Raw genomic sequence first — 12825 nt, forward strand, 5'->3', positions numbered from 1 at the left:
CACACCATGTTCGACAGCATCATCAAGGGTGCCCGTTGGTTCGACGGCACCGGCGCCCCGTCCGCGGTTCGTCACCTCGGCATCACCGACGGCAAGATCGCCGAGATCTCGGAGACCCCGCTCGACGAGACCGGCTGTTCCCGCGTCGTCGACGCGACCGGCAAATGGGTGATCCCCGGCATCATCGACATCCACACCCACTACGACGTCGAAGTCCTGCTCGACCCGTCGCTGTCGGAGTCGGTGCGGCACGGCGTCACCACCGTGCTGCTCGGTTCGTGTTCGCTCTCGACCGTGCACGTCGACGGCGAGACCGCGGGCGACCTGTTCGGCAGGGTCGAGGCCATCCCGCGCCAGTACGTGGTCGGCGCGATGAACGACGTCCAGACCTGGAGTACCGCAGGCGAATACGTCGACGCGCTCGAACAGTTGCCGCTCGGGCCCAACCTGGCCGGCTTCATCGGCCACTCCGATATCCGGGCCGCGGTGATGGGGCTGGACCGCTCCACCCGCAAGGACGTGAAACCGTCCGAGGCGGAGCTGGCCGAGATCGAGCGCATGCTCACCGACGCGCTCGACGTCGGCTTCGTCGGAATGTCCTCGCAGCAGCTGCTTTTCGACAAGCTCGACGGCGAGACCTGCCGTTCGCGGACGCTGCCGTCCACCTACGCCAAGAGCAAGGAACGCCACCGGCTCAACACGATCCTGCGCAAGCGCGGTCGCGCGTTGCAGGGCGGACCCGACATCACCAACCCCAAGAGCCTGGTGTCGATGGCGGTGTCGAGCATCGGTCTGTGGCGCAACGCGCTCAAGGTGAGCCTGCTGTCGGCGGCCGATGTGAAGGCGGTGCCGGGCGCGTCCAAGATGTTCCCGGCCGTCGGCAAGATCATCAACGGGCTCGACGGCAATTTCCGCTGGCAGCATCTGCCGGTGCCGTTCGAGGTGTACTCCGACGGCATCTCGCTGCCGGTGTTCGAGGAGTTCGGTTCCGGCGCGGCGGCTCTGCACCTGTCCGACCACATCGACGAGCAGCGTCACCTCATGCAGGACGAGGAGTACCGCCGCACCTTCCGCAAGGACTACGACAACAAGTACGGCCCGCGCGCGTGGCACCGCGACTTCTTCGACGCCGACATCGTCGAATGCCCCGACGAGACCGTCATCGGCAAGACCTTCGGTGAGGTCGGTGTCGACCGTGGGGGTCTGCACCCGGTCGACGCGTTCCTCGACCTCGTCGTCGAGCACGGCGACAAGCTGCGCTGGCGCACCACCATCTCCAACCACCGACCCGAGGTGGCCGACGTCCTGGCCGCCGACCCGTCGGTCCAGCTCGGTTTCTCCGATGCGGGCGCGCACCTGCGCAATATGGCCTTCTACAACTTCGGTCTGCGCCTGCTCCGTCGCGTCAACGACGCCGCGACCAGCGGCAAGCCGTTCATGACGGTCGAGCACGCGGTGCACCGCCTCACCGGCGAACTGGCCGACTGGTACGGCCTGGACACCGGCCACCTGCGCGTGGGTGATCGCGCCGACGCGGTCGTGATCGACCCCGCCCACCTGGACGAAACCCTGGACGCCTACGCGGAGAGTCCCCTCGCGATCTTCGGCAACCTGTCGCGCATGGTCAACCGCAACGACGACACCGTCACCGCGGTCTTCGTCAACGGCCGCTACGTCTTCGGCGAGGGCGAAGCGGATCCCGTACTCGGTACCGAACGAGTGGGAGCCTTCCTGCGCGCGGAGTAGGACCGCCGCCCGGCGCTCGCCGCGCGTCCGGGTATTCGCCGCTGGGTCGTCGCGCACCCTGACCCGGTGCGCGACGACCCAGCCCCGATCTGCGACCCTCACCTGATGACCGGGCGGCGGTCGACCCGAACCCGGTCGTCGCCGCCGGCCTACCTCACATCAGCGAGAGGACTCGATATGTCGGACGCGAAACGGATCGCCTGGGGTAAACCGCGTCATCCCACCGACGCCGACCGCGACGCCCTCCGCGAGGACCTGCTCGCCAAAGCACGCGCCGTGCGCGGCGACGGCTGGGCCGACCACCGCGCCGAATGGCCCGCCGGTCAGGTGGCTGTGGTCGCCTATGTGCTGGGCGACGCCGACGTTCTCGCCGAACTCGAAGAGAACGAGAGCACCGTCCTGAGCCGCTACGCCGCCGACCTGTTCGGCTTCGTCGGTGGCCGCAAGGACAACGAGAAGGGCCTCGTCGGCACCCAGGCCTGGTTCGACGCGGTGCGCAAAGCCCTCGCCTAGCTCGCGTCGTGGGCTAGGTGCGGAGCACGCATTCCGTGCGCGAGTAGATGGTCGGCACGCATTCGTTGCAGTGCGTGCACAGGGAACGGGTCGTCGCATCGGTGTGCCAGCGGCGGATCAGGTCCGGTTCGCGCAGCAAAGCGCGGCCCATGGCGACGAAATCGAAACCGTCGTCGATGGCCTGCTGTGCGGTCGGGCGGTCGGTGATGCCGCCGAGCAGGATGATCGGCAGCGTCAGCTCCTCGCGGAACCGGCGCGCCTTGTCGGCGAGATAGGCCGGGCGGTACGGGTATTCGCGCAGGAAGCCTTTACCGACGAGCTGGAATCCCCACCGGGTCGGCACCGGCAGCGTCTTCGCGAAGTTCTTGCGCGGCGCGTCACCGCGGAAGATCGCCATCGGATTGAGCAGGGAGCTGCCCGCGGTGAGTTCGAGGGCGTCGATCGCGCCGTCGTCCTGCAACCAGGTCGCCACCTGTAGCGACTCCTCGATCGAGAACCCGCCGCGCACACCGTCTTCCATGGTGAGCTTGGCCGTCACGGCCATCGTGTCGCCGACGGCGTCACGCACGGCCTTGACCAGTTCCCTGGCCACCCGCGCCCGGTTGACCAGCGACCCACCGTAATCGTCCTTGCGCCGATTGAGCATCGGACTCAGGAACGAGCTCGCCAGATAGTTGTGTCCGAGATGCACCTCGACGGCGTCGAACCCGGACTCGCGCGCGAATCGCGCCGCCCGCGCGTGCGCCGCGACGACCTCGGCGATCCCGAGCGCGTCCGGCACCTTCGTGAACCGCATCCCGAGCGGATTGAACATCCGGCTCGGCGCCAGCGCGGGCGCCTGATTCGATTTGGCGTTCGCGACCGGTCCGGCGTGCCCCAGTTGCGCGCTCACCGCCGCGCCCTCGGCGTGCACCGCATCGGTGAGCCTGCGCAGGCCGGGTACCGCCTCGTCGCGCATCCAGATCTGATGCCGGTCGGTTCGCCCGCCCGGCGCGACCGCGCAGTAGGCGACCGTCGTCATCCCCACCCCGCCTTCGGCGACCTCCCGGTGGAACTCCACCAGGTCGTCGGTGACGAGTGCGTCGGGTGTCCGCCCCTCGAAGGTGGCGGCCTTGATCACCCGGTTACGCAGGGTGAGCGGACCGAGAGTGGCGGGTGCGAGGACATCGCTCATGTGCAAAAGTGAAACACGTTACAGTCCTGCGGGCAATGGGGGATCTCCCGCTGAGTGGGCCGAAACGGCAAACGGCCCGCCTGCGTGGAGAGCGGGCGGGCCGGTGACACGGGCTCTGTGAACTACCAGCGGTCGGGTGTGACCGGGGCGTCCCAAGCCTTCGCGAAGCGGGTCTTGTCCTTGGTGTCCACTTCCTTGCGGCGGTAGACGATGTAGGGGCGGGTGAGGTAGCCGATGGGGGCGCTGAACATGTGGACCAGCCGGGTGTAGGGCCACGCCGCGATCAGCGCGAGAACGACGAGGCCGTGGAGTTGGAAGGTCCAGGGGACGCCGACCATCAGACCCGGTTCGGGATTGATCGAGAACAGGCTGCGGAACCAGGGGGAGACCGTGGTGCGGTAGTTGTAGGTGCCCCACAGCAGGTTGGAACCCCAGGTGTTGAGCAGCCCGGTGACCAGGGCCAAGGTCAGCAGCGTGTACATCATGACGTCGTTGCGGCTGGTGTTCTTGCGCACGGCGGGAATGGCGATGCGGCGGTAGCACAGGATGGCCACGCCGAGCACGACCATCAGGCCCGCGATCGACCCCGCGCCGACCGCGACGATGTGGTAAGCGTGCTCGGAGATGCCGATCGCCGAGGTCCAGGATTCGGGAATCAGCAGACCCATCACGTGCCCGCCGAACACCCCGAGCATGCCGAAGTGGAACAGCGGGCTGCCCAGTTGCAGCAGCTTGGACTCATAGATCTGCGAGGACCGGGTGGTCCAGCCGAACTGGTCGAAGCGGTAGCGCCAGACATGGCCCAGCACAAAGGACGTCGCCGCGATATAGGGCAGGATCAGCCACAGGCCTTCGGGCAGGGGGATGGTTGCGTTCATCGGCGGCCTTCTGTTGCTTCGAAGAGGGCGGGGTCCATGGCGAAGGGTTCTAGGCCGACCTCTTCCTCGGGCGGACCCTGGGCGGCGAGTTCGGCGATGCGCCTGCGGTCGGCGGTGGTCACCGGCGGCAAGGTGGTGAGCACCGCGGCGAGGACGCCGCTGTAGGGAGAGTTGTTGTCGCCCAGCGACAGTCGCAGCAGCTCCATGACCGGTACGTGCTCGCCGAGCAGGCGTTCGCCGCCGATCGGGTCGATGGTGGCGGCGAATTCCAGCAGCACCGGTAGGTGGTCGGGCAGTTCCTCGTCGCCGAGTTCCACCCCGGCCTGCCGGTAGGCGTGCTTGAACCGCAGCAGTGCCATGCCGCGTTTGCGGGTGTCGCCGAAGGCGTAGAACGTCAGGTGCAGGCTGGCGCGGCGGCGCATGTCGAAGGTCTCGACGTAGCTCTGTGCCACCTCGATCGCCGGAGTGTCGCGCAGATAGGCCAGCAGCGCGGCGAAGTGCGCCTGCACCTCGTAGGGCAATTGCGCTGCGGCGCCGGACAATTGGTCGAGCATCGCGAAGGTCTGCTCGCCCGGGTAGTCCAGCAGCAGCGCGGCCAGCCGCCACACGACCCTGCGGTCGTGCTCGGGCATCGCCGTCACCGGTTCGGGCCGTTTGCGGATGGAGAGCAGACTCATGGCGCGACACCGCTCACGGGCGAGTCGGCGACGGCAGCGCCGTTGCTGCCGTTGCCGTTACCGGCGCCGTTGCCGGTACCCCCGTTGCCGTTCGTGGTCGGCACGAGTCCACTGGTGCTGCGCCCGTCCCAGTTGAGCAGGTTGATCCGGCCCGACTTCTCCTCCGGCGCGGCCTGATTGGTGTCGGAGAGCGAGAACTTCTCGACGACCTGGTCGAACGCGGTCATGCCCGGTCCGCCGTCGGTGTCGAGACTGCACCCGGTGGCCAGCGAATCCAGTTCGTGCGCCTTGGATGTCGCGCCCATCGGGATCACGTACCGGTGCTCGTACTTGGCGATGGCGAGCAGCCGGTACATGGCCTCGATCTCCTCGGGCTCGAGTCCGATCGACGGCGCGATACCGGCCTCGGGTTCCTCGCCGAGGTTGACCGACCGCATGAACGCCCGCATCCCGGCCAGCCGTTGCAGCGACGAGCGCACCGGGCCGATCTCACCGGCGGTGAACAGCTCGGCCAGGTACTCGATCGGGATGCGCAGCGCGTCGATGGCGCCGAACAGGTTGCCCGCGTCCTCGCCGTCGTGGCCGGTCTCGCTGAGCACGTCCACCACCGGCGACAGCGGCGGCACGTACCAGACCATCGGCATGGTGCGGTATTCCGGATGCAGCGGCAGCGCCAGCTGGTAGTCCACGATCAGCTTGTAGACCGGCGAATCCTGGGCGGCCTGAATCCATTCCGGGGAGATCCCGGCCTTCTCGGCTTCGGCGATCACGCGCGGGTCGTGCGGGTTGAGGAACACGCCCAGCTGCGAGGTGTAGAGGTCCTGCGGATCGGTGACCTGGGCCGCTTCGAGCACCGCGTCGGCGTCGTAGAGCATCACGCCGATGTAGCGCAGCCGCCCGACGCAGGTCTCCGAGCACACGGTCGGGATGCCGACCTCCACGCGCGGGTAGCAGAAGGTGCACTTCTCCGCCTTGCCCGTCTTGTGGTTGAAGTAGATCTTCTTGTACGGGCAGCCGGTGATGCACTGGCGCCAACCACGGCACTTGTCCTGGTCGACGAGCACAATGCCGTCTTCCTCGCGCTTGTAGATCGCGCCGGAGGGGCACGACGCGGCGCACGAGGGGTTGAGGCAGTGCTCGCAGATGCGCGGCAGGTAGAACATGAAGGTCTCTTCGAACTCCAGTTTCACCTTGGTCTCGAGCTTGCCGAGCAAGGGGTCCTTGGCGACCTGCTCCGGACCCGAACCCAGATCGTCGTCCCAGTTCGCGCCCCAGGTGACCTTGGTGTCCTCACCGGTGATCAGCGACTTGGGCCGCGCCACCGGGGTGGTGTCCATGGGCGGCGACGACAGCAGGTTGTCGTAGTCGTAGCTCCACGGCTCGTAGTAGTCGGCGACCGTGGGCAGATCCGGGTTGGCGAAGATGTTCATCAGGCGCTTGAACCGCGAGCCCGACTTCAGGGTCAGCTTGCCGCGCTTGTTGAGCGTCCAGCCACCCTTCCACTTCTCCTGGTCCTCGTACTGGCGCGGATAACCCTGTCCCGGCCGGGTTTCCACATTGTTGAACCAGACGTACTCGGTACCGCCACGGTTGGTCCACGCCTGCTTGCAGGTGACCGAGCAGGTGTGGCAGCCGATGCACTTGTCCAGGTTCATGACCATGGCGAGCTGTGCCATTACGCGCATGTCAGTACTCCACGTTCTGGTTGCGGCGACGGATCGTGGTTACTTCGTCACGCTGGTTTCCGGTGGGGCCGTGGTAGTTCAGGGCGAAGGACTGCTGGGCGTAGCCGCCGATCAGGTGCGAGGGCTTGATCAGCACCCGGGTGAGCGCGTTGTGGATACCGCCGCGCTTGCCCTTGGCCTCCTTGGTGGTGTCCTCGGCGCCTTCGATGCGCGGCACGTCGACCGCGCGGTCCTGGGCGTGGTACATGAAGACCGTGCCCTCGGGCATGCGGTGCGAGACGATCGCGCGGGCCACGACCACGCCGTTGCGGTTGATCGCCTCGATCCAATCGTTGTCGGCCACCCCGATCTTCTTGGCGTCGACGTCCGACATCCAGATCGTCTGACCGCCGCGCGAGAGCGTCAGCATGTGCAGGTTGTCCTGGTAGGCGGAGTGGATCGACCACTTGGAGTGCGGGGTCAGGTACCGCACCGTCAGTCCGTTGCCGCTCACGTTGCCGATGCTCGGCTCCGCGAACAGCGCCGACATGTCGAGCGGTGGACGGAAGATCGGCAGTTGCTCGCCGAGTTCGATCATCCAGTCGTGGTCGAGGTAGAAGTGCTGGCGACCGGTGAGGGTGTGCCACGGCTTGTGCCGCTCGACGTTGATGGTGAACGGCGAGTACCGGCGTCCCCCGGATTCCGAGCCCGACCATTCCGCCGAGGTGATCACCGGCACCGGGCGAGCCTGGGTGTCGGCGAAGGTGATCCGCTTGCCCTCGGCCTCTTTCGCGAGGTCGACCAGTTCGGTGCCGGTACGCCGCTCGAGCGCCTCGAACCCTTCGACGGCCAGGCGGCCGTTGGTGGTGCCCGACAGCGACAGGATGGCCTCGGCGGCGTGGGTGTCCTTGGCCAGCGACGGCCTGCCCGCGGCGATGCCGGAGACGATGGTGCCGTTCTGTCCGGCCAGGTACGCCACTTCTTCCTCGGGGAAGGTGGTGACGCCCTTGGTCGTCAGACCGAGCTTCTCCACCAGCGGCCCGAGCGCGGCCAGCTTCTCCGCGATCTTGGTGTAGTCGCGTTCGATCTCCACGATCTTGGGCATGGTCTTGCCCGGAATCGGTTCGCACTCACCGGCTTTCCAGTCCAGCACCTTGCCGCCGGCCTGCGCGAGCGCATCGGGGGAGTCGTGCTGCAACGGCACCGCGACGATGTCCTTGCGGGTGCCGAGGTGCTTCTCGGCCAGCCAGGAGAAACCACGCGCGATCCGGTGGAACGCCTCGAAGTCGGTCTTGGCCTCCCACGGCGGGGAGATGGCGGGGGAGAACGCGTGCACGAACGGGTGCATGTCGGTCGAGGACAGGTCGTGCTTCTCGTACCAGGTGGCGGCGGGGAGCACGATGTCGGCGAACAGCGTGGTGCTGGTCATCCGGAAGTCCAGTGCGAGCAGCAGATCCAGCTTGCCCTCAGCGCCTTCCTCGCGCCATTCCAGTTCCTGCGGGCGCACCCCGGTCGCGTCGGTGGTCTGCAGGTTGGAGCCGCAGCCGAGCAGATGCTTCTGGAAGTACTCGTTGCCCTTGCCCGAGGAACCGAGCAGGTTCGCGCGCCACACGGTGAGCACGCGCGGGAAGTTCTCGGGGGCGTCGGGGTCCTCACAGGCGAAGCGCAGGTCGCCGGATTTCAAACCGTCGACGACGTGCTCGGCGGGGGTCTTGCCCGCTTCGGCAGCCTCGTCGGCGAGGTCGAGGGGGTTGCGGTTGAACGTCGGGTAGCTGGGCATCCAGCCGAGACGACTCGCCAGGGCGATGTTGTCGGCCGCGGTGCGACCGGCGAACTTGCCCTTGCCCAGCGGCGACGCGAACGAGTCCGAGGTGAAGGGGTCGTAGCGCCACTGGTCGTTGGTGAGGTACCAGAACACGGTGCCCTGCATCTGACGCGGCGGGCGCTGCCAGTCCGATGCCGAAGCCAGTGTGGCCCAACCGGTGACGGGGCGGCACTTCTCCTGGCCGACGTAGTGGGCCCAGCCACCACCGTTCTTACCCTGACAGCCGGTGAGCAGCGTGAGGGTGAAGAAGGCACGGTAGATCTGATCGGAGTGGAACCAGTGGTTGGTGCCCGCGCCCATCAGGATCATCGAGCGACCGCCGGAACGTTCGGCGTTGTCGGCGAATTCGCGTCCGATGCGAGCGGCCTGCACGGCGGGAACGCCGGTGATGGCCTCCTGCCAGGCCGGGGTGTACGGCGACTCGGCGTCGTCATAACCCTTCGCCCACTCGCCCGGCAGACCGTCGCGGCCGACACCGTACTGGGCGAGCAGCAGGTCGAAGACCGTGGTGACGCGCTTGCCCGCGACGATCTTTGTCGGAACACCACGAATGATCGACCCGGCGACGTCGGTGTCGAAACGCGGCAGCGCGATCGTGGCCGGTGCGTCGTCGGAATGACCGAGCAGCGTGAGCAGCGGGTCGACACCCTCGAGGTCGAGGTTCCACTTGCCCGCGTCGCCCTCGCCGAAGCGGTGCCCCAGCGAGCCGTTGGGCACCACCGGGTTGCCCGCCTGGTCGAGCAGGACCGGCTTGTGTTCGACGCCTTCGCCGGTATGCCCGAGATCGGCGGCGGTGAGGAACTTGCCGGGAAGGGCGCCGTCCTGATCTGCCGCCTCGTCGAGGCAGATCAGGTACGGCAGATCGGTGAAGGACTTGATGTAGTCGGTGAACATCGGAGTCTGCTTCTCGATGAAGAACTCCTTGAGCACCACGTGGCCCATCGACATCGCCAGCGCGGCATCGGTACCGGGCCGCGCGGCCACCCATTCGTCGGCGAACTTGGTGTTGTCGGCGTAGTCGGGGGAGACCACCACGACCTTCTGGCCGCGGTAGCGCGCCTCGGTCATGTAGTGCGCGTCGGGGGTGCGGGTCACCGGGACGTTGGAGCCCCACATGATGAGGTAGCCCGCGTCGAACCAGTCGGCCGACTCCGGCACGTCGGTCTGGTCACCGAAGACCTGCGGCGAGGCCACCGGCAGGTCGGCGTACCAGTCGTAGAACGACAGCATGTAGCCGCCGATCAGCGAGACGAAGCGGGCGCCGGTGGCGTGGCTGACCATCGACATCGCCGGGATCGGCGAGAAGCCGGCCACCCGGTCGGGGCCGTACTGCTTGATCGTGTAAACATGCGCGGCGGCCGCGATTTCGGCGGCTTCCCACCATTCGGCGCGGACGAAACCACCCTTGCCGCGCGCGGTCTTGTAGGCCTTGGCCTTGGCCGGGTCCTCGACGATGGACTCCCACGCCAGCACCGGGTCCTTGAGCTCGGCCTTGGCCTTGCGGTACAGGTCGAGCAGCGTGCCACGCACATACGGGTAGCGCACGCGGGCCGGGGAGTAGGTGTACCAGGAGAAAGACGCGCCACGGGGGCAGCCGCGCGGCTCGTACTCGGGCTTGTCCGAACCCACCGACGGGTAGTCGGTCTGCTGGGACTCCCAGGTGATCACGCCGTCCTTGACGTAGATCTTCCAGGAGCACGAGCCGGTGCAGTTCACGCCGTGGGTGGAGCGCACCACCTTGTCGTGCGACCAGCGGTCGCGGTAGAACTCGTCGGCATCGCGACCACCGACCTTGTAGACGGACCGGTTGTCGGGCGATACCTCGCCCCGCTGGAAATACTTACCGAGGTTCAGCAATGTGTCGCCGAAATCGGCGGGCGACGGACCTTGCGTGCGCGAATTAACCACGACGCCCCCTTCGAGCTGTGAAATCGGGCTGTTGGGGAAAACTGTAAGGAGGCAGGCTCCTTCGGCAAAACGAACTTTTCACATCCGGATTCGGGCCGCGGTGAGCTGTGAGGTCGGCGCAATGTCGTGGTCACGGGGGAGGTTCGCGACGACGCCCGCGATCGAGGGCTCACCAGGGTGAACGGGCCGCGAGCTGGCCGAACGCGGTGATCGGGGGGTGCGTCGACAGGCGAGCGGTGATGCTTCGGAAACGACTGGTTCTCCCGCGGTTTACATTTGTTTACACACCCGGTGTGCCCGCTGAACAGCGCTGATGTGACGCCACACACAACTATGGCCGGGTCGGGCCCACCGCCACGCGGTGCTCGGGACGGTCGACGGTGGCGGCTGAATCCACCGGTGCCCTACGGGCGCCGCGCTCGGCGGGAGGCGTTTCCGGGGCGATCCGCGGTGACCGGGGCCGTCCGGTCGGAGGCGGGGTGGGGATCGTGACGGTCGTGGTCGAGCGGTGCGGAATCTTATAGCACTGCTGAACGGAACGAATCAGAATCCTTTTAATTCGGTTCGGCACACCGTATTTCGTGACCACGCACACAGTTGCCCGCCGGTAACTACCCAAATGACGGGGCGCCAATATAAAGAAACGGCATCTTTTCCGGTCGGCGGTTGGCTCGAGGTTGAATAGTCATCCAGGATGAGCCCGTGCAGACAGGGAGGGTTGGGGTGATACCGAAGCCATCGTTCGACGGGCCTGACGGGCCGCCGAAACCGCCGACGCTCGGCGGGTTGCTGCGGCGACTTCGCGACGATCGGCGGATTTCGAGGGAAAAGCTCGCCTTCGCGGCGGGAGTCAGCTCCAGTTACATCACCCATTTGGAGAGTGGGGACCGGGACCGGCCCACGCACGCGGTGATCGAGGCGCTCGTGCGCTACCTCGACCGGATCGCGCCGGTGACCGATATCGAGCGCAGGCATCTTTTCGATCTTGCCGGGCTCGCCCCGGTCGACAACCCGACCGTCGAGGATCTGCGAGCCGAGATCAGCACCGAGATGCGCCGAACATTGGCGCTCCAGGAACCCGATCTCGCGGCGTACGTCGACACCCGCTGGAACGTGCTGGCGGTCAACGAATCCTATGATCGCGCGTTTCCCGGACTGGTCGAGGACGTCAATATTCTGCGCTGGTTCTTCGGCAACCCGTTGTCGCGCAAAGTAATGGTCGAATGGGAGACGGAGTCCACGCTCACCGTGCACTGGCTGCGCGGTCTGATCGGCCAGCAGGGCGGCGGCGACTGGGCCACCGAATTGCTCGACGAATTGGCGCAGTATCGAGACTTCCGCCGCATCTGGGACGATGGCGACACCGTCTACGGCCGCGAGCACACCGCCATGCGGCTGTGCGATCTGCACACCGGCGAGAACTACACCGTCGACGTCCAGCTGTTCCGGCTCGACTCCGTCGCCTACCCCGGCCGCATTCAGTACTACCTGGGTGTTCGCGGTCCCGACCGTTAGATCCCGGCGGCCGCCACCGACTCGACGGCGTACGGGGTGCAGGCCGTGACCAGTCCTGCCAGCGCCGCGGCGACCTGCTCGGGATGGGTCAGCGCGCAGCCGTGTCCCGCGCCTGCCACCGTGCGTACCTCGCCCGCCCCCGACAGCCCGGCCGCCAACCGCGCGCACTTGTCCGCGGTGCTGTTGTGGTCGTGTTCGCCGCGCAGCACGAGCGCGGGCACGGTGATCTCCCCGAGCCGCCCATGGACCGAATCGCGGCCGATCAGGCAGTCGGCCGCCGGGCGAATGGCGCTGCGATCGCCGGCCAGCCAGCGGGTGATCCAGGTCTGCCAGATCTGCGGGTCGGTGCCGCCGATCAATCGTGGTGCGAGGTCTTCGGCCAGCGGCCGCAATGCGCCCGCGCCGCACCATTCGTCGAAGAAGTTCTCGTAATAGGTTTCCTCGTCCCTGGTGCACGCGTCGGCCTCGGTATCGAGCAGCGCCAGTCCGGTCACGCGTTCGGGAGCCAGCAAAGCCATTCGCAATGCGGTGTATCCGCCCTGGCTCATGCCGCCGACAATCGCGCGCTCGATGCCCAGCGCGTCGAGAACCCGCAGGCCGTCGGTGGCCAGATCCCAGTAGTCGAAGCGCGGGTCGTCGCCGTATCCGGTGCGGCCGTGACCCCGGGCATCCCAGGCCACGACATTGATATCGGTGTGCGCCAAGACTTTCCGGATCGCATCGAACATCGATTCGTCCATGAGGAATCCATGGGCCAGCAGCAGCGTCGGCCCGTGGACGGCATCGGTGCGGAAATGGACGTTCACAGAATCGGAGTGTACGAAGGGCATTGTCGAAACATACAAGCCAGCCGGTCGTTTTCGCCTGGTTGCGGACTGAATGCGGTACTCCCGTCCGGGGTAGCGCCGGTCCTGTGAATTCACTG

9 protein-coding genes are annotated in these 12825 nt (G+C 66.9%); 3 read left to right on the forward strand and 6 right to left on the reverse strand.

The features are described from left to right. The first annotated feature begins 6 nt into the window (after window positions 1-6). Together ACFVVI_RS24610 and ACFVVI_RS24615 are read left to right on the forward strand one after the other, a co-directional pair. The gene (locus tag ACFVVI_RS24610; RefSeq protein ID WP_387447065.1) at window positions 7-1746 is read left to right on the forward strand and encodes an amidohydrolase family protein; all 1740 of its coding nucleotides are present in this window, start codon (window positions 7-9) and stop codon (window positions 1744-1746) included. Between the two features lie 177 nt (window positions 1747-1923). After that, complete coding sequence (locus ACFVVI_RS24615; protein WP_387447066.1) at window positions 1924-2259, forward strand: hypothetical protein; 336 nt, start codon at window positions 1924-1926, stop codon at window positions 2257-2259. A gap of 13 nt (window positions 2260-2272) precedes the next feature. On the opposite strand, the gene ACFVVI_RS24620 is transcribed toward ACFVVI_RS24615, so the two are convergent. From ACFVVI_RS24620 to ACFVVI_RS24640, 5 genes are all read right to left on the reverse strand, one after another. Then, window positions 2273-3433 (reverse strand): NADH:flavin oxidoreductase, encoded by a 1161-nt coding sequence (locus ACFVVI_RS24620; RefSeq protein WP_378632789.1) that lies wholly within the window; start codon window positions 3431-3433, stop codon window positions 2273-2275. Window positions 3434-3555: 122 nt separating this feature from the next. Further along, window positions 3556-4311, reverse strand: coding sequence for a respiratory nitrate reductase subunit gamma (gene narI, locus ACFVVI_RS24625; protein ID WP_378991304.1), 756 nt, complete (start codon window positions 4309-4311; stop codon window positions 3556-3558). After that, the gene (gene narJ, locus ACFVVI_RS24630) at window positions 4308-4988 is read right to left on the reverse strand and encodes a nitrate reductase molybdenum cofactor assembly chaperone (RefSeq protein WP_387447068.1); all 681 of its coding nucleotides are present in this window, start codon (window positions 4986-4988) and stop codon (window positions 4308-4310) included. Before narJ ends, narI begins: the two co-directional genes overlap by 4 nt. Continuing rightward, window positions 4985-6664: a nitrate reductase subunit beta gene (gene narH / locus ACFVVI_RS24635; RefSeq protein ID WP_378991622.1), complete on the reverse strand. Its 1680-nt coding sequence runs from the start codon at window positions 6662-6664 to the stop codon at window positions 4985-4987. The genes narJ and narH overlap by 4 nt, the downstream gene beginning before the upstream one ends. A 10-nt stretch (window positions 6665-6674) precedes the next feature. Beyond that, window positions 6675-10385 carry a nitrate reductase subunit alpha gene (locus ACFVVI_RS24640; RefSeq protein WP_378991306.1) on the reverse strand — a complete coding sequence of 1237 codons (3711 nt, stop codon included), beginning with the start codon at window positions 10383-10385 and terminating at the stop codon, window positions 6675-6677. 723 nt (window positions 10386-11108) lie between these two features. Here ACFVVI_RS24640 and ACFVVI_RS24645 point away from each other — a divergent pair. Next, window positions 11109-11900, forward strand: coding sequence for a helix-turn-helix transcriptional regulator (locus tag ACFVVI_RS24645; protein ID WP_378991307.1), 792 nt, complete (start codon window positions 11109-11111; stop codon window positions 11898-11900). Here ACFVVI_RS24645 and ACFVVI_RS24650 read toward each other — a convergent pair. Then, entirely contained in the window at window positions 11897-12706 is an 810-nt protein-coding gene (locus ACFVVI_RS24650) for an alpha/beta fold hydrolase (RefSeq protein WP_387447069.1), read from the reverse strand. The genes ACFVVI_RS24645 and ACFVVI_RS24650 overlap by 4 nt on opposite strands. Between the last annotated feature and the right edge of the window lie 119 nt (window positions 12707-12825).

This window comes from Nocardia sp. NPDC058114, assembly GCF_042884695.1.
Lineage (GTDB): Bacteria > Actinomycetota > Actinomycetes > Mycobacteriales > Mycobacteriaceae > Nocardia.

Coding starts and splice junctions, on each gene's coding strand:
- ACFVVI_RS24620 (WP_378632789.1), bottom strand. CDS start 3,433: ATGAGCGATGTCCTCGCACCCGCCACTCTCGGTCCGCTCACCCTGCGT.
- narJ (WP_387447068.1), bottom strand. CDS start 4,988: ATGAGTCTGCTCTCCATCCGCAAACGGCCCGAACCGGTGACGGCGATG.
- ACFVVI_RS24610 (WP_387447065.1), top strand. CDS start 7: ATGTTCGACAGCATCATCAAGGGTGCCCGTTGGTTCGACGGCACCGGC.
- narH (WP_378991622.1), bottom strand. CDS start 6,664: ATGGCACAGCTCGCCATGGTCATGAACCTGGACAAGTGCATCGGCTGC.
- ACFVVI_RS24615 (WP_387447066.1), top strand. CDS start 1,924: ATGTCGGACGCGAAACGGATCGCCTGGGGTAAACCGCGTCATCCCACC.
- narI (WP_378991304.1), bottom strand. CDS start 4,311: ATGAACGCAACCATCCCCCTGCCCGAAGGCCTGTGGCTGATCCTGCCC.